This is a genomic window from Anaerovibrio lipolyticus DSM 3074, from assembly GCF_900141865.1.
In the GTDB taxonomy this organism is placed as follows: Bacteria; Bacillota; Negativicutes; order Selenomonadales; family Selenomonadaceae; genus Anaerovibrio; species Anaerovibrio lipolyticus.
In genome coordinates this window covers 169192-186426 of the sequence record NZ_FQYW01000004.1, presented here as the reverse complement: position 1 = coordinate 186426, position 17235 = coordinate 169192, and the positions used below count along the sequence as shown (strand labels likewise).

14 protein-coding genes are annotated in these 17235 nt (G+C 47.0%); all 14 read left to right on the top strand.

Annotation, left to right across the window (positions count from 1 at the left end; all coding sequences use genetic code 11):
* Positions 1-84 precede the first annotated feature (84 nt).
* Positions 85-2631, top strand: a complete 2547-nt coding sequence (gene secA / locus B6K08_RS02035; protein WP_080325227.1) for a preprotein translocase subunit SecA — start codon at positions 85-87, stop codon at positions 2629-2631.
* Between the two features lie 152 nt (positions 2632-2783).
* Positions 2784-3890, top strand: coding sequence for a peptide chain release factor 2 (gene prfB / locus B6K08_RS02030; protein WP_039211461.1), 1107 nt, complete (start codon positions 2784-2786; stop codon positions 3888-3890).
* A gap of 188 nt (positions 3891-4078) precedes the next feature.
* Positions 4079-4777, top strand: coding sequence for an LmeA family phospholipid-binding protein (locus tag B6K08_RS02025; RefSeq protein WP_039211459.1), 699 nt, complete (start codon positions 4079-4081; stop codon positions 4775-4777).
* 14 nt (positions 4778-4791) lie between these two features.
* On the top strand, positions 4792-6840 hold the full coding sequence (locus B6K08_RS02020) for a DUF5693 family protein (protein WP_080325226.1): 2049 nt from the start codon (positions 4792-4794) through the stop codon (positions 6838-6840).
* 21 nt (positions 6841-6861) lie between these two features.
* Positions 6862-7971: a polysaccharide pyruvyl transferase CsaB gene (gene csaB, locus B6K08_RS02015; RefSeq protein WP_039205960.1), complete on the top strand. Its 1110-nt coding sequence runs from the start codon at positions 6862-6864 to the stop codon at positions 7969-7971.
* A 193-nt stretch (positions 7972-8164) separates the two neighbouring features.
* A complete protein-coding gene (locus B6K08_RS02010; RefSeq protein WP_039205959.1) occupies positions 8165-8830 on the top strand; it encodes a corrinoid protein in 666 nt (221 codons plus the stop codon).
* A gap of 4 nt (positions 8831-8834) precedes the next feature.
* Entirely contained in the window at positions 8835-9857 is a 1023-nt protein-coding gene (locus B6K08_RS02005) for a uroporphyrinogen decarboxylase family protein (protein ID WP_080325225.1), read from the top strand.
* Positions 9858-9869: 12 nt separating this feature from the next.
* On the top strand, positions 9870-11798 hold the full coding sequence (locus tag B6K08_RS02000) for an ASKHA domain-containing protein (protein ID WP_039210125.1): 1929 nt from the start codon (positions 9870-9872) through the stop codon (positions 11796-11798).
* 31 nt (positions 11799-11829) lie between these two features.
* Entirely contained in the window at positions 11830-12924 is a 1095-nt protein-coding gene (locus tag B6K08_RS01995) for a uroporphyrinogen decarboxylase family protein (protein ID WP_234985150.1), read from the top strand.
* 17 nt (positions 12925-12941) lie between these two features.
* Complete coding sequence (locus B6K08_RS01990) at positions 12942-13991, top strand: ABC transporter substrate-binding protein (protein WP_039208171.1); 1050 nt, start codon at positions 12942-12944, stop codon at positions 13989-13991.
* Positions 13981-14772 (top strand): ABC transporter permease, encoded by a 792-nt coding sequence (locus B6K08_RS01985; RefSeq protein WP_052212099.1) that lies wholly within the window; start codon positions 13981-13983, stop codon positions 14770-14772. Before B6K08_RS01990 ends, B6K08_RS01985 begins: the two co-directional genes overlap by 11 nt.
* A gap of 13 nt (positions 14773-14785) precedes the next feature.
* Positions 14786-15556 (top strand): ABC transporter ATP-binding protein, encoded by a 771-nt coding sequence (locus B6K08_RS01980; protein WP_200810372.1) that lies wholly within the window; start codon positions 14786-14788, stop codon positions 15554-15556.
* A gap of 36 nt (positions 15557-15592) precedes the next feature.
* On the top strand, positions 15593-16471 hold the full coding sequence (locus B6K08_RS01975) for a uroporphyrinogen decarboxylase family protein (protein WP_039208173.1): 879 nt from the start codon (positions 15593-15595) through the stop codon (positions 16469-16471).
* Positions 16472-16539: 68 nt separating this feature from the next.
* Positions 16540-17109, top strand: coding sequence for a DUF1847 domain-containing protein (locus B6K08_RS01970; protein ID WP_234985148.1), 570 nt, complete (start codon positions 16540-16542; stop codon positions 17107-17109).
* Positions 17110-17235 lie beyond the last annotated feature (126 nt).

The window sequence follows — 17235 nt, the reverse complement described above, 5'->3', positions numbered from 1 at the left end:
TTCTTTTGACTTATATAGGATAGTTTGATAAACTGTTAAAAGGTGTTTTTGCGCACATATCCAATTTGTTAGGAGTGAGTTTTGTTGTTAGGCATCTTTAAAAGATTTTTAGGCGACAATAATGAAAAAGAAATAAAACGAATGAGAGCAATCGTGGACCAGATTAATTCTTATGAAGAAGAATTGACCGAGCTTAGCGACTCCTCCCTTGTTAAACATACAGAGAAATTTAAGGAGCGTCTTGCCAATGGCGAGACCCTGGATGATATTCTTCCTGAGGCATTTGCCGTAGTTCGTGAGGCCTCCCGCCGTGTGCTGGGCATGAGACATTTTGATGTTCAGATGATTGGTGGTATCTGCCTTCATGAGGGCAAAATTGCAGAGATGCGTACCGGTGAAGGTAAGACACTGGTGGCAACTTTGCCAGTATACCTTAATGCACTTACCGGCAAGGGCGTTCACATGGTTACCGTCAACGACTATCTGGCAAAGCGCGATAGTGAGTGGATGGGACGTCTTTATAACTTCCTGGGCCTTAGTGTAGGTCTTATCAAGCATGATATGGACTTCCCTGAGCGTAAATTTGCATATAGCTGTGATATTACCTTTGGTACCAACAATGAGTACGGTTTTGATTACCTCCGTGATAACATGGTGGTGGATATTAATCAGATGGTACAGCGTGAGCTGAACTTTGCCATCGTGGATGAGGTGGATAGTATCCTTATCGATGAGGCCAGAACCCCGCTGATTATTTCCGGTGCCGGTACCAAGTCTACTGATATGTATACCCGTATGGCCAAGGCTGTTGAAATTCTGAAGGCCGGTGAGGATTACACCGTGGATGAGAAGCAGAAGACTGTTGCTCCATCTGAGGGTGCAGTTTCCAAGGTGGAGAAGTTCCTGGGCGTAAATAATATGTACGATTCCGAGAACATTGAAATGTCCCACTGCTTCACTGCTGCTCTTCGTGCCAAGGCTCTTATGAAGCGTGACCGTGATTATGTGGTTAAGGATGACGAAATCGTTATCGTTGATGAATTCACAGGCCGTCTTATGGAGGGCCGCCGTTATTCCGATGGCCTGCATCAGGCTATTGAGGCAAAGGAAGGCCTGGAGGTTCGCCGTCAGTCCCAGACTCTGGCTTCCATCACCTTCCAGAACTATTTCCGTATGTACAAGAAGCTGGGTGGCATGACCGGTACTGCCAAGACTGAGGAAGACGAGTTTATCAAGATTTATAACCTTCCTGTAGTGGTTGTTCCTACCAATATGCCAGTTAAGCGCGTGGATTTCCCGGATGTTATTTACAAGACCCGTCGTGCCAAGCTGAAGGCTGTGGCCAATGATGTGGAGAAGATTCATTCCACTGGTCAGCCAATTCTCATTGGTACTACTTCCATTGCCCAGTCTGAGGAAATCAGTGCTATACTGAGAAAACGTGGAATTTCCCACAACGTACTGAATGCAAAGTTCCATGAGAAGGAAGCAGAAATAATCGCTGACGCTGGTCAGAAGAATGCTGTTACCATTGCCTCCAATATGGCTGGTCGTGGTACTGATATTAAGCTGGGGGAAGGTGTACCGGAGCTTGGTGGTCTCTTTATCGTAGGTACTGAGCGCCACGAGTCCCGTCGTATTGATAATCAGCTCCGCGGTCGTGCCGGCCGTCAGGGTGACCCTGGTAATTCCAGATTCTATCTGTCCTTGGAGGATGACCTCCTCCGTCTTTTCGGTGCCAAGAATATTTCCTCTATTATGGACCGTCTTGGCATGGGTGAGGATGACCCTATTGAGCACAAGATGATTACCAAATCCATCGAGAATGCCCAGAAGAAGGTTGAAGGACGTAACTTCGATATGCGTAAGCATGTCCTTGAATATGATGATGTTATGAACCAGCAGCGCGAGGTTATCTACAAGGAGCGCAAGCAGGTGCTGAAGGGTGAGGACCTGAAGGAGCACATCATGCACATGATTGGCCAGATTATTGAGTCCGAAATGGACCAGTATGCCAATGCCAAGCTGTATCCTGAGCAGTGGACCCTTGGGGACCTCATTAAGGATGCAGAGCAGATTTATGCCCCAGCCGGCAGACTGAAGCTGGAGGAGCTGGAGGAAATGAGCCGCGATGAGGTTCAGGAGACTCTGATGAATTTGGCTACTGAGGCCTATGAGCTTCGTGAGAAGATGTTTGGCGAGACTAATATGCGTGAGCTGGAGCGCATAGTTATGCTTCGTGTTATTGATAATCATTGGATGGAGCACCTTGATGATATGGATATGCTCCGTGAGGGTATTGGCCTCCTGTCCTATGGTCAGCGCAACCCACTGGTTGAGTACAAAATCAAGGGTCATGATATGTTCCAGTCCATGATTGACGCCATTCAGACTGATATTGCCACCATGATGTATCGCGTAAACATCATAACTCCAGAGCAGCAGCGTGCCATGGAGGAGCAGGCAAAGCAGCGTCTGGCCCAGGCCAAGAGCTCCCATTCCTCAGGGGAAGGGGACCAGGAGCCAGCCAAAAAGCAGCCTGTTGTAAAGGGCGAGAAGATTGGCCGTAACGACCCATGCCCATGTGGCAGCGGGAAAAAGTACAAAAATTGCTGCGGTCGTGATAAATAACCTCATCCGTCAACTTCGTTGACACCTTCCCCAGCGGGGAAGGCAATTGATGCAGCTCAACTAGCTACAGGCCTTCTCCCTTGGGGAAGGTCCCTCCGCAGGAGGGGGATGAGGTCCATTAATTAATATGAATTTAAATAGGATGTGAGAACATGCTGGAGGATTTGAAGCCAGGTATTGCGGCACTCCAGGAGCGACTGAACGAGATGGAAAAGGCTCTGGATGTGGCTCATAAAGAAGAAAAAATTGCAGAATTGGAATATAAAATGGGTGAGCCTACTTTTTGGGATGATCCTGAAAGTGCCCAGAAAATCAACCAGGAGCTTAATGATGTTAAGATTAGTGTTGATAAATATAAGGCCCTTGTAGCCAAGTACGATGATGTGCAGGTAATGTGGGAAATTGGCATGGATGACAAGGATGAAAGCGTGGAGGAGGATATCAAGGCCGATATGGCTGAGATTGACAAGGCGTTGGAGGAGCTTCAGCTGGAGGTTATGCTTTCCGGCAAGTATGATGCCAACAATGCAATTCTGACCCTTCATGCAGGTGCCGGCGGCACTGAGGCTCAGGACTGGACCAGCATGCTCCTTAGAATGTATGGCCGTTATGCTGAGCGTCATGGCTTTACTGTGGAAACTGCCGACTTCCTCCCAGGTGATGAGGCCGGCGTTAAGTCTGTTACTCTCTTTATCAAGGGACACAACGCTTATGGCTTTTTGAAGTCCGAAAAGGGCGTACATCGTCTGGTACGTATTTCTCCATTCGATTCCGCAGCCCGTCGTCATACCTCCTTCTGTGCTTGTGATATTATGCCGGAGCTGGATGACACTGAAGAGGTTAAGATTAATATGGATGAAGTTCGTGTTGATACCTACCGCGCATCCGGTGCCGGTGGTCAGCACATCAATAAGACTTCCTCCGCTGTTCGTATGACCCATGAGCCTACAGGAATTGTGGTTCAGTGCCAAAATGAGCGCTCCCAGCTCCAGAACCGCGAGCAGTGTCTGAAGATGCTTCGGGCCAAGCTCTTTGAGCTGGAGGAGGAAAAGAAGGAAAAGGAAATCGCTGCTCTTGAGGGTGATCAGCAGAAGATCGAGTGGGGCAGCCAGATTCGTTCCTATGTATTCCATCCATACAACATGGTTAAGGATCATCGTACCAATGCTGAAACTGGTAACACCGGTGCAGTTATGGACGGTGAAATCGATATGTTCATTGAGGCCTTCCTTCGGGCCAAGGCTAACCATCAGATATAAATGCGCATGATGGTGTGCCAGGAGATGCATTGGGGAACGCTCTCGCTCACTAGTTTGCGTAGCGGTACTAAGTTCATCCTACGCTAAAAGCTTGGATTCACTAAGTACCAACGCAAAATACGTCCCCAACTGCATCTCCCGGTACCTCCTCAGCCGATTACTGAGTATTGGATTTTTAGGAGATAACTGTGAATAAGGCATTAAAATTTGGTATGGCCATAATAGTGGTGTTGCTGGTGTTCTGCCAGCTGATTCTGCCCTTTGTGGTGCAGGGCTCCATTGCCCACAGTATTGAGGATGCCACCAAGGCGGATAATGTAAATGTGAAGGTTTCCAGCATGGCGGGATTTATGCTTTTGGCAGGCCACATGGACAGTATTCATATTGATGCTGATAATGCCATGGTGGGACAGGTCCGCGTTGATAAGCTGACCCTTGACGGGGAAAATGTCAACGGTGACCTTACCAAGCTGGATGCCCGGGATGGTTCTGCAGTAAGGTCTGCAGACAAGCTGGAAATGACTGGCATTATTTCCCAGGAATCCCTTCAGATGCTTTTGCAGGACAAGCTGGAAAAGGTTGATAATATTACTGCCACCATGAACAAGGAAAAGCTGTCTGCCACCGGCACCGTAAAGCTGCTGGGGCGCACGGCAGACCTTACCCTGGAAGGGACTGTATTCGAGGAAAATGGTGGTGTTTATTTTCACATGACCCATTTAGATATCAAAAATGCCGTATTTGGAAAGGCCGTGGTGGGCAATTTCTTTGGGGATATTCTTCTCTTTGATTTGCAGAAAATGCCTGTACGGGCCGAGGTGGATGATGTGGAGATGCAGGACGGTCGGGTTATTATTAAGGCCAGCCGTCACACAACTGGTAAATAAGGAGTTAAATTGCGATGAAGCAGTTTGCGTATAATAAATTATTAATAGTGCTGATAATTATCGGCCTTTTTGCTTCACTGTTTATTAATATTCAGCGTCATCAGGTGGAGGTTCGCAATAATTCCATAGAGCTTATTGTGGACTACGAAGACCTTGTGGCCTTGGCTGAATGCGATGGCGTGCCTGTGGAAGAGGTCATGAAGCAGGCCAAGGACGCTGGCATCACTTCTCTGGCGGTTTATGAAACCACCTTCAAGAAGCTGAATGTAAATGGCAAAACTACTGCTGTTAATGGCAGTGATGTTCTCACCAGCTATTATACTGGTGCTATGACAGATCCTAACTGGCGTAAGCTGGTGGAGGACGGCACCATTAAGGGCACTGAGATTTATGTTACCGGGCATCATGACCAGACCTTCAAGGAGGTTCATGAGGATTTGGTGCGCCGTCTGGGCAAGGACCGGGTTACTGCTCTTAATGTAGGTGGCTCCACAGTGCTGGCAGTAAAGGCCCAGTTCGAGTCCTTTGAGAAGATGGATTTGGGTATGCCTACTGATGAGATGGAGGCTGTAAATAAGGGGGGCTTCTATGTTTTGGCCCGTCCTACCAATTACAACAAATGTACCGAAGACGATGTGGATGCTTTCTTCAAGCGCATCGATAACTACAAGGTTTCCGGTATTGTATTTTCCGGTTCCCAGACCTTGGGAGCTCCGGATTATTCCGAATATACTGCCAAAAAAATGGCAGAGCGTGACCTCACTCTTGGTATGATTGAGGGGGTAACTCAGCTTCAGTTCTTCCATCAGGATGGCATGCTGGATATTGCCAAGGCCAATGATTATCATTCTGCCCGCCTCTATTCCATTCCTAAGGATGAGCAGAAGAAGATGAAAATCGGCGAGTGTGTGGAGCGCTGGGCAAATACAGATGCTGAGCGTAACATCCGTTACAATCTCTTGAAGATATTTGACAAGCCGGCTCCTGGCATGACCCTGCTGGAAACTAATATGACATATTTTTCAGCTGTAAGGGATAAGCTGGAGGCTCAGGGCTACACCATCGGCAAGGCTGGTGTGTTTGACCATTTTTATCCAGCCAGCTGGCTTCGTGCTCTGGTAATGATAGGTGTGGCTGCTGCCTGTGTATTGTATCTTTGCCTGGTAATTCCAGGGCTTAAGAAAAAGTACATTTATGGATTGCTGATAATTGGCATTATTGCTGCTGCGGGGCCTGTTATCATGGGCCACGGCAATAAAATTCGCGTGGTGGCTGCTCTCTTAAGTGCCAACGTATTCCCAGTTATTGCAGTAATCTGGCAGATGGACCGCTTCCGGGCCAAGAGTGCCGATGAAAAGGCATCCTTGCCAAAGATGATTGCCACTGGCGTGATTGCCCTCTTTACTTGTGGTATCATGTCCTATGTGGGTGCCTCCTACCTTTCCGGTTCCCTTGCAGATACGGAGTATCTGTTGGAGGTTAATATCTTCCGTGGCATTAAGCTCACCTTTGTGTTGCCAATTATTTTGGTGGCCATTGCCTTCCTGCAGCGTTTCGATGTATTCGATGGCAAGATGGACGACACCGAGGGCTTTATGGACCAGTTCCGCAAGATGCTGGATATGCCTGTGAAGGTTAAGTCTCTTTTGATACTGTTTTTGGTTTTGGTTGCTGGCGTTATCTTTGTGGCCCGTTCCGGTCATACCATGGGTATGCCTGTTTCTGCCACTGAGCTTAAGTTCAGGGCATTTTTGGAGCAGGCCATGTATGCCCGTCCTCGTTCCAAGGAGCTTCTCATTGGTCATCCGGCATTTATGCTGGCTGTAATGGGCTGGTTCCGTAAGTGGCCGACTATGGTTCTCTTTGCTCTGGTGCTGGTGGCTACCATCGGTCAGGGCTCCATGGTTGAGACCTTCGCTCACATGCGCTCTCCTGTATTTATGTCCTTTGCCCGTGGCATTGGTGGCATTGTATTGGGTGCCGGCGTGGGTGCTATCTGTATGATTCTCATTCAGCTCTGGAGCAAATTTGTTGCCCCAAAGTTGAGTTGTAAAAATAAGTAAAGATAAGGAATGACAACAGACATGAGTAATGTTGTAATTTCCGGGTATTACGGTTCCAGAAATGCCGGCGATGAAGCAATGCTGGCAGCTATGGTAGAAGTATTGTCGGATTTGGATCCAAATTTAAATATTACGGTTATTTCCGCTGATCCTGCTGACACCAGGGAACGCCATCAGGTGAATTCCATTGGTTGGCTGGATATTGGAAGTATTATAGGTGCCCTGTACAAGGCAGACCTCCTTATAAGTGGTGGTGGCAGTCTTTTGCAGAATGTTACCTCCCGTCGCAGCCTTTATTATTATCTCATGATAATTGTGCTGGCAGAGCTTCTTCGGACCCCTGTTATGCTGTATGCTCAGGGTATAGGTCCAATTCAGGGGCGCATGGCCCGCTGGATTATGCGTATAGTTGGTAATGGCATTAAGCAGATTACGGTTCGCGATAAGGGCTCATTAGGGGAATTGGCACAGATGAAGATTCGCCATCCTGCCATTGAGTGTACCTCTGACCCGGTTCACGCCATTCATCCTGTGGACAGAAATATCGGCAGGACTATTTTGAAGGAAAACAATGCCTATGGTGCCAAGCCATTGGTGGGCATTTCCGTTCGAGAGTGGCAGGACTGGACCCATTACAAGGCAGTAATTGCCAGGGCCGCAGACCAGATAGCCCAGGAATTTGATGCCCGCATTGTATTTTTACCAATGCAATATCCAGAGGATGTACATTGCGCTGAAATGGTGGCATCCATGACAAGCTGTAATGCGGTGGTGCTTCATAAGGAATACACCACCAAGGAGTTGTTATCCATTGTGGGCAACATGGATCTTCTTATTGGCGTCCGTCTCCATGCATTGATTTTTGCAGCGGTTATGGGCGTGCCGATGATAGGCGTTTCCTATGATCCTAAGATTGACAGATTCCTGGAGTCTGTAGGGGAAAGCCCTGTTGGGGATCTGGAAAATGTCAAGTATGATGAGCTGGTAAGCAAGGTTCGTGCCAAGTGGAATGATAAAGCAGGCTTTAGCAAGAAAAACGAGCAGCTTTTCGCTGAGCTTCGTCGTCTGGCCATGCACAATGCTGAGCTGGCCATTGAGCTCATTGATAAAAAGAAAAAAGAAAAAAAGTAATACAATCAAAAACACTGGAAAGTGAGTAAATCATTTTCCAGTGTTTTTTTGTGCTATATCAAAAATTAATAAAATTTTCTATTGACATACCATTATGGTATGTTGTAATATCTATTTCAACATAACCATAAACATACCAAACAAGTATGTTATAGATGTAATATGATGAATTGTGAGCAGGAGGTAGACAGCTATGGAAAAGGAAGAATTATTAAGACAAATAGCCGATGCTGTAGTGGAAATGGAAGAGGATACTGTGGAGGAGTTGGCTCAACAATCCCTTACCGCTGGTATTGATGCCTATGAAACTATAGACTTGGGGCTGGCCAAGGGAATGGAACGGGCCGGTCAGTTATTTGATGAAGAAGAATATTTTGTTCCAGAGCTGTTGATGTGTTCTGACGCTATGAATGTGGGGATTGATGTATTAAAGCCCCATTTAAAGAGTGAAAACGTGTCCAAGAAGGGCAAGGTTGTCATTGGTGTGGTTGAGGGCGATACCCATGATATCGGCAAAAATCTGGTTCGGCTGATGATGGAAACTGGTGGCTTTGAGGTGCTGGATCTGGGCCGGGATATTCCTCCAGCTGAATTTGTAAGTAAAGCAGAGGAATACGGAGCAGATATTATTGGTATTGCCACTCTTATGACTACTACCATGCCGGGGATGAAGGAAGTGGTAGATATCCTCGCTGATAAGGGAATTCGTGATAAATTTAAGGTTATTGTGGGTGGCGGCCCAATTTCTCCAGCCTTTGCCAAAAAGATTGGTGCTGACGGATATGCCAGGAATGCTGCTGATGCCGTAAAAGTGGCGGAAAAGCTGCTGAGTAATACCGATTTGGCGTTAGGAGCGTGAGAATATGGATGTGTTATCTCCCAAGGAGCGGTTGCTACGTTCTCTGAAGGGCGAAGCAGTTGACAGGGCTCCAGTGATTTGTCCCGGGGGCATGATGAATTCAGCTATTGTTGATGTAATGAAAAATCATGGAAATGTATTACCCGATGGACATCGTGATTCTAAGATGATGGCAGACTTGGCCTTGGATGTGCAGGCGGATACGGGCTTTGAAAATGTGGGTATTCCCTTTTGCATGACCGTGGAGGCTGAAGCGCTGGGCAGTGATATCGACTTTGGTACCCTAAAATGTGAACCAAAGATTGCCAAGGAAATATTTCCTTCGTTAAAGGATGTAATTTATAAGGCTGATGATGCCCTAGTGAAGAGCCCTAGAGCGGGTACAGTTTTTCAGGCAATATATAATGCTGCCGGCCACTCTCCTGACATACCGGTTATAGGCAGCATAACTGGTCCATTGAGTACCGCCGCTTCGGTGGTGGATCCAATGAATTTCCTGAAGGAGCTGCGTAAGGTCAAGGATGAATCCCACAGATTTGTGGATTATGTAACCAATCAGCTGATTGGCTATGCCCGATACATGGTGGATAATGGCGCCAGCGTAATTTCCATTGCTGACCCAACAGCCACCGGTGAAATATTAGGTCCAAGGATGTTCGGCGATTATGCAGTGGTTTATATAAATAAGCTGGTGGATGCCATTCATGAAATGGGGGTACCAGTAATCGTTCATATATGTGGTCGCATGCAGGCTGTGACGCATCATATAGCCAATCTCCATGCAGATGCAATAAGTGTGGATGCTTTGGTAAGTCTTAAAAAGCTGAAGGAAGCGTACCCTCAGCTTACGACTATGGGAAATCTCAGTACCTTTCTGTTGGAATTTGGGGAAGAACCAAATATACAGCGCGGTACTGAGCAGCTTATTCAGGATGAGATTAATATATTGGCACCAGCCTGTGGGTTGAGCACCTCAACGCCACTAAGCAATATCCAAACCTTTACTGGTGCCGCCAAAGCCGTGTAAGGGGGCGTATAAATGAGCAAATATCAGATTGTATTTCAGCCCTCTGGTCGGCGCGGTGAAGTAGAGGAAGGAGCAACTATTTTACAAGCTGCCCAAAGCCTGGGGGTTGGTATTGAAGCGGCCTGTGGTGGGGCTATGGTCTGTGGAAAATGTAAGATTATTCCGGAATTTGGAACCTTCGATAAATTGGGTCTGAGCTCAGCCAAGGAGCATATTTCTCCCCTAAGTACGGTGGAAGAGAAAATTCTGACTGCGGAAGAAATTCATAAGGGCGTGCGTTTAGCTTGCTGTGTCCACATAAAGGGTGATTTGGTGGTCAGCGTTCCCAAGAAGAGCCAAAGTGCCAAGCAGGTGGTTCTGGAGGCAGGCAGTTCCAGACAAATTGCCATAAAGCCGGCAGTAAAATCCTATTTTTTAAGACTTACGCCACCAACCTTGGAGGACCCTATGGATGATCAGCAACGACTTCTACGGGCTTTATATGAGTCGACGGGATTAGGAGATATAACACTTGATTATACGGTTTTATGCAAGCTGTCCCAGGTGCTTAGGGAAAACAACTGGGAGGTTACCGTAACCTTGCGGGAGGACAAGCAGGAAATAGTTAGGGTGCGGGGTGGTGATTACAGCCGTAAGCTGGGGATTGCCATTGATATTGGTACCACCACATTGGCGGCCTATCTCTGTGATTTAGATACGGGGGAGCTGCTGCAAAAGGCCTCCCGTATGAATTCCCAGATTGGTTATGGTGAGGATATTTTATCGAGAGTATCCTATGCCACCAGTAACCCCGATGGGCTTCAGACCTTGCATGACATTATCATAAATGATGTCAATGAGCTGGCCACGGAGCTGACGGCTGGTATCGGTGGTACCCCGGAGGATGTGGATGAAATGGTGCTGGTCTACAATACTGTAATGCATCATTTGGCCCTAAAGCTGTACCCTGGTTATGTGGGGCGCTCCCCCTTTGCGCCAGTGGCAGCCCATGCCTTAGACATAAAGGCCAGGGATTTGGGCATAAATATAAATCCCGCTGGCTGGGTACATTCATTACCTATTGAGGCTGGCTTTGTAGGGGCAGATAATATGGCGGTGGTCATAGCCGAGGAACCATATAACAGCGATAAGATAAAGCTGATTATCGATATTGGTACCAACGGGGAGATTGACCTGGGAAACCGGGACAGACTGCTGTGTACCTCCTGTGCCACTGGCCCAGCATTGGAAGGGGCTCAGATAAAATTTGGTATGCGGGCTGCTCCTGGTGCCATTGAAGGAGTGAAGATTGCCAAGGAAACCCTGGAACCATCCTACAAGGTTATCGGCAATGATACCTGGTATCCGGAGCTGGAGGTTACTGGAGCCTTAGGCATCTGTGGTTCAGGGATAATCGATGTATTTGCCGCCCTTTATGAGGCGGGAATTGTGGGAAAGAGTGGCCGCATTAATAATAAATTGGACACTCCCCGCATTAGAAGGGATGAAAATGGCAAATGGGAATATGTGCTGGCCTATGCCAAGGAAACAGGGATAGGACAGGACATAGTAGTTACCCAGGCCGATATTCGGGCCATTCAGCTGGCCAAGGGCGCTATCTATGTGGGGGCTGAGTACTTATTGAATAAATATGGAATTGACCATGTGGATGAGGTAATTCTGGCTGGGGCCTTCGGCAGCTATATAAATAAGCGCAGTGCTTTGGTAATGGGCATGTTCCCGGATTGCGATCTTGATAATATTCATGCTGTGGGCAACGCTGCAGGCGATGGTGCCCGTATTGCCTTATTAAATATCGATAAACGCCATGAGGCGGATGAAATTGCCAGAAAGGTGGAATTTGTGGAGACGGCGGCGGAGCCTGATTTTCAGGAGCATTTTATGGAAGCTATTGCCATTCCCCACGCCAAAGCAAGGTTTCATCATGTGACGAAGCAATGAAAATGTTGAGCAAGAAAGGCAGATGAATTTCATGACGGAATGGAAGGATGAGATGACGGCCATTGAGCGTATGACAGCCTACGCCAAGGGCGAAGACATAGATCGGCTGCCATGTGTACCAGTTGTAGGAAATACCGCTGCCCGGGTAATCGGGGTAAAGGTATCGGATTTCCGAGGCAATGGAGAGCTGATAGCCAAGGCCCATATTGCGGCCTATAAATTGTTTCATTATGACAATATTCGGGTGTTTACCGACCTATATACTCAAGCTGAGGCTATGGGGTCCGAGGTAATATACCCCGAGGATGAAACAGCATATCTCGGTCAACCGGTAATAAAGCTGGATCCACGATTGTCCAATTTGGATGAGATCGATAAGCTGCGTCCAGCGGATCCCTATAAGGACGGCAATTTGCCTGAGCATTTAAAGGCCATGAGGATAGTGGTGGATGCAGTAGGCAAGGAAGTCCCAGTGGGTGGTGCAGTCACCGGACCATTTACCAACTCATCTTTTTTGGTGGGAGCAGAAAATCTGGTGCGTTTAACCTTGAAGAATCCGGAAGCTGTTCATAAGCTATGTCAGGTGTCATTGGAGAGTAATCTTCGTTATGTGGATGCAGTAATTGATGCGGGAGTTACCCCAAGTCTTACAGACGCCATGTCATCAAGCACAGTTATAAGCCCAAGATTGTTCCGTAAATTCTCCTTGCCATATTTGAAAAAGCTAATTGACCATATTCACAATAAGGGTAAGAAGGTAACCCTGCACATTTGCGGGAAAACTGATGGTATTTGGGAGGATATGGTAAAGGCCGGGGCGGACTGCCTGAGTATTGACAATGATGCGGATATCCTAAAGGCCAAGGAGCTGGTAGGGGACAGGGTAATGCTTATGGGCAATGTACGGCCATCGGAAACCATGCTGGAGGGCACGGTGGATGATGTGCGTAAAGCCACGGTGGAAGTTGTCCGCAAGGTTTACGATTCACCAAAGGGTTTTATTGTAGCCTCTGGGTGTAGCCTGCCAACGGAAACCCCATTTGAAAATATTCACGAAATGTTAAATACGGTACGTCGTATCGGCAATCCGTTTGCGATTAAGGATGCCACCTCCATTGTGGCATGAAAGAGGGATGATAGGGTATGAAGAAGATATTAGCAGCATTATTAATTGTAATTGCTATGATTACAACAGCCTGCGGTGGTTCTGAAAAGTCCGCAGGAACAGATAAAAAGACGGATTTTAAGATTGGTTATCTGGCTTCCACTGGACATATTTTATATTTTATTGCCCAGGAGAAGGGATATTTTGCTGAAGAAGGGTTAAATTCAGAGTTGGTATTATTTAATAATTCCGGTGAGGGCATTACCGCTGTGGCCAATGGTAAGCTGGATGTGGGAGCCTTTGGCAGCTCGGCACCAATGGTGTATATGTCCAAGGGAAGCCCAATAACGATTTTTGCCGGGCAGATGTCCATGGGCCATGCTCTGGTGGCAAAGCCGGAGAAGGCTGCTGAATTAGCTGATTTAAAGAATCTTAAGGGAAAGACTGTGGCCACTATTCGTTTGGCCACCGGTGATATTGTATTCCGTGAGGCAGCTATTAAGCAGGGCCTAAAAATTGGCGAGGATGTAACCTTTAAGGAAATGGAATCAGCTTCTGCGGCTATGGAGGCAGTGAAGAATGGTGCAGCAGATGCTTCTGTTGTATGGACTCCATTCCGTAAAATGGCAGAACAGCAGGGCTTAAAGATTGTTAAGTACAGTCCGGAGGTGCCTGGCTTTGAAAATCATCCATGCTGCCGTCAAATTGCCTCTACCGCCAATATCCAGAAGCATCCAGAAAAATATGAGGCGTTTCTCCGGGCCATGATTAAGGCGTATCGATTCTACAAGACGAATAAGGATGAATCCATAGAGATATTATCCAAATATGTGAATATTGATAAGGACACACTGTATGAGGAGACCTATGGTAAATATGTGGAATCCAATCCAGATCCAAATCGTAATGCCGTAATTGACTTTTATAAGTACATGAAGGAAGTGGGTTATATTGAAAAGGACTTTGACATTGCAGAGCACATCAATATCCAGCTCTATCAGAAGGCCCTGGACAAGCTTCTTGAAGCTGAGCCGCAGGATAGCATTTACAAGCAGCTTAAAGCAGATTTTGAGAAAAATGATTTATAAATTCAATTTTACTAAGTCGGCCAAGACTCAACAGGTGGTGGATGTTACAGCTATTTTTCTGGGGATTCTGGTGGTGTGGGAAGTGCTGACAGTGCAGCTGGAGGTATTGGATGCCTTCTTGTTCCCATCTCCTCAGCAGGTACTGGAGCTGTTTATCGGTGACCTGCCAACCATATTCCGTGGTTTGGGCAGCTCCCTGGTATTATTGTCAGCGGCCTATGCCCTGGCACTGGCCACGGCCATCCCTTTAGGCTTATTTGTGGGCTGGCGACGCAGATTGTTTAATGCTGTTCATCCCATTTCAAAGATTATGAGTGCAGTGCCACCAATTGTGTATATACCCTACGCCATTGCTATTTTACCAACCTTTCAGTTGGCTTCTGTTTTGGTAATTTTTGTGGGGGCCTTTTGGCCAATATTCGTGAGTACGCTAAATGCTACGGTGCAGATAGATAAAACCTTGATTGATTCGGCCCGAATGCTCCGCATCAAGGAACGGCGCTTGCTCTTTGAGATTATCCTGCCGGCTATTATGCCCCAGGTACTGACTGGATGCAGTGTGGGATTGATTTTCTCCTTTATCCTGCTGGCATCGGCTGAAATGATTGGAGCCACCTCAGGTATAGGCTGGTATGTAAAGTATTATTCAGATTTTGGCGATTATGGCAAGGTTATTGTGGGTATTCTGTTTATTGGTCTGGTGGTAACTGCTGTAATGGCTGTTTTTGACAGGATACAGCGTCATCTGCTGCGGTGGCAGGCCAAGTATTCGGCGGATTAAGGGAGGGACAATTATGCTGGAAGTGAAACATGTTAGTAAGTCCTTCTCCAAGGATGGACAGCCCCAGCTGGTACTGTCAGATCTTAATCTGGAGGTAGGGGCTAGAGAGTTTGTTTGCCTTTTGGGCCCATCTGGATGTGGTAAAAGTACCCTTCTTAGAATTATGGCCGGCCTGGACATTGCTGAATCTGGTGGTGTATATCTGGATGACAAGCTGGTGAAGGAGCCTCAGCCCAAGTGCGCCTTTGTATTTCAGGACTATGCTCTGTTTCCTTGGAAAACCGTATTGGAAAATGTGGTTTATGGCATGGATGTTCAAGATATGTATGATAAGAAAACCCGGGTAGAGAAGGCTAAGGAATACTTGAAGCTAATGCATTTGGAAAAATATGAGAATTCATATATCCATGAATTGTCCGGTGGTATGCGGCAGCGGACAGCTATTGCCAGGAGCTTGGCCTTGGAGCCGGAAATATTATTCATGGATGAGCCCTTTGGGGCCTTGGACAACTTTACCCGCATGGAGCTGCAGGAGCTGCTGCTGGATATTTACAGTAAAAACAAGCTGAGTGTGGTATTTGTAACCCATGACATCAGTGAAGCAATCTATCTGGGGGATCGGGTGGTGGTAATGAACGCCCACCCTGGAACGGTTCATTCAATTTTGGATATTAATAAGGGCTTGGTGCGGGATCGTACCAGTGAGGATTTCCATCTGTATGAGGATAAAATCATGCAGGCCTTCCAGCTGGTGCGTAAGCAGGAAGTGGAATACTATATTTAAATCGTTTTAGAGTAAACTGGGAAAGGTGGTGGCAATATGGCGAAGGGCTTCATGGAACATTTTAAATGCGGTGGTGAACCGGAGCGGCATATTGCCACTGAATTGTGTCAGCGGGCTGGTGTGGAGGTCAGTGATGTATATTGCCACAGTGAGGCCATGGCTGCCATGGCCCATACTATCTGTCAGCTGGAAGGGGATATGCTGTGTAAGCTACCCTTTGCAACCATGGCTGAGGCCGAACAGCTGGGAGCTAAGTGGAATTTCATCTCAGATAAGTCACAACAACCGATGCCAGGAGCCTTGCCCTATGAGAAGCTGATTGAGGTGAAAATACCGACCTTTTCCTTTGACTATGGCCTTATGCAGGAGAATTTACAGGCAATACGCCTGCTGAAGCACAAGGGAGAACGGGTCAGCTTTAATATTGAAGGACCCTTTACCCTGCTGAGTTTATTGGTACCATCCAAGGAAATTTACAAAGGGATGCGGGCTCAACCAGAGCTTCTTAGAAGGCTGTGCGAGCAACTTATAGATAATATTGTGCTGGAGGCTGCCTATGTGGCTGAGGCGGGGGCGGATGTGATTTCCTATGCCGATCCGCTGATTTCCTGTAATATGGTATCTCCAAAAGTTTATACAACGCTGTGTGGTGATATTATTCGTGAGGCCCTGCAGCGGATTATGGTTGCTGTACCAGAGGTGACAGTTCATGTATGTAGTGCCACCTCAGCCGCCTTTCAACGGGCTGGCTTTTGTCAATGTCGTCCTTTCGTTGTGCCTAAGGAAATGTGCTATGGTGAGGCCCTGTGCTTTGCCCGTCATCAGGCGGGTGTCCAGCTGGTGGGCCATGGTTGCTTACAGCATTCCTGCTGCAAAATGGTCAAGCCAGTGGTATATGAACTGAAGCTATGCTAAGGATGAACGATATAGAAGGGAGTGTGTGAACAATGTTGGGGGATTGCGCTAATTGCAATGCTAATCATATGTGTTTTATGAAGGGGAAAAGCTGTGTTCCTGTGGAGCAGAGCGAGGTATTGGCCCTATATGATAAAGAGGAAAGACGTATAATGAAGGCGGCCGCCTATGTGGAAGGCACCTTTTATATGAAATATACCCGTTTGCAGGAAACTGCTGAGTTTGCCAGAAAAATGGGCTATAAGACCATTGGCATCGGGTTTTGCATGGGTATTCGGAATGAAGCAAAGCTATTTGCCAAGTTTTTTACTGATCAGGGCTTTGAAGTAGTTTCCGTTTGCTGTAAGAATTGCAGTATTCCCAAGGATGTGCTGAAGTTAAAGAAGGTAAATCCAAAGAGTGCAGTAGAGCCAATGTGTAATCCAAAGGCTCAGGCCAAGTACCTTAATGAGCATGGTGTGGAGCTTTTTGTGTCTGCTGGGCTATGTGTGGGACATGATGCTCTCTTTTCCAAGGCCTGTGATGGTCCGGTTACTACCTTGGTGGTTAAGGATCGGGTGCTGGGGAACAATCCAATGGCGGTGGTATATTCCGGTTATTGGAAGAAAAAACTGGGCCTGGCGGCACAGGATTTGTAAAAGTCATATTATATATTGTAGTGAAAAAGGCTGGAGCCGATGGTGCGTATCATCGGTATCCAGCCTTACGTGTCTTAGCGATATATGGAAGGTCAAAGGTAATATTATTTTATCCTTCTTTGGGGA

What these genes read in the sequence shown, in the direction of transcription:
- B6K08_RS01990 (WP_039208171.1), top strand. Translation starts at nt 12,942, where the DNA reads ATGAAGAAGATATTAGCAGCATTATTAATTGTAATTGCTATGATTACA.
- B6K08_RS02000 (WP_039210125.1), top strand. Translation starts at nt 9,870, where the DNA reads ATGAGCAAATATCAGATTGTATTTCAGCCCTCTGGTCGGCGCGGTGAA.
- B6K08_RS01980 (WP_200810372.1), top strand. Translation starts at nt 14,786, where the DNA reads ATGCTGGAAGTGAAACATGTTAGTAAGTCCTTCTCCAAGGATGGACAG.
- csaB (WP_039205960.1), top strand. Translation starts at nt 6,862, where the DNA reads ATGAGTAATGTTGTAATTTCCGGGTATTACGGTTCCAGAAATGCCGGC.
- B6K08_RS02005 (WP_080325225.1), top strand. Translation starts at nt 8,835, where the DNA reads ATGGATGTGTTATCTCCCAAGGAGCGGTTGCTACGTTCTCTGAAGGGC.
- B6K08_RS02010 (WP_039205959.1), top strand. Translation starts at nt 8,165, where the DNA reads ATGGAAAAGGAAGAATTATTAAGACAAATAGCCGATGCTGTAGTGGAA.
- B6K08_RS02020 (WP_080325226.1), top strand. Translation starts at nt 4,792, where the DNA reads ATGAAGCAGTTTGCGTATAATAAATTATTAATAGTGCTGATAATTATC.
- B6K08_RS01970 (WP_234985148.1), top strand. Translation starts at nt 16,540, where the DNA reads ATGTGTTTTATGAAGGGGAAAAGCTGTGTTCCTGTGGAGCAGAGCGAG.
- prfB (WP_039211461.1), top strand. Translation starts at nt 2,784, where the DNA reads ATGCTGGAGGATTTGAAGCCAGGTATTGCGGCACTCCAGGAGCGACTG.
- B6K08_RS01975 (WP_039208173.1), top strand. Translation starts at nt 15,593, where the DNA reads ATGGCGAAGGGCTTCATGGAACATTTTAAATGCGGTGGTGAACCGGAG.
- B6K08_RS01995 (WP_234985150.1), top strand. Translation starts at nt 11,830, where the DNA reads ATGACGGAATGGAAGGATGAGATGACGGCCATTGAGCGTATGACAGCC.
- B6K08_RS01985 (WP_052212099.1), top strand. Translation starts at nt 13,981, where the DNA reads ATGATTTATAAATTCAATTTTACTAAGTCGGCCAAGACTCAACAGGTG.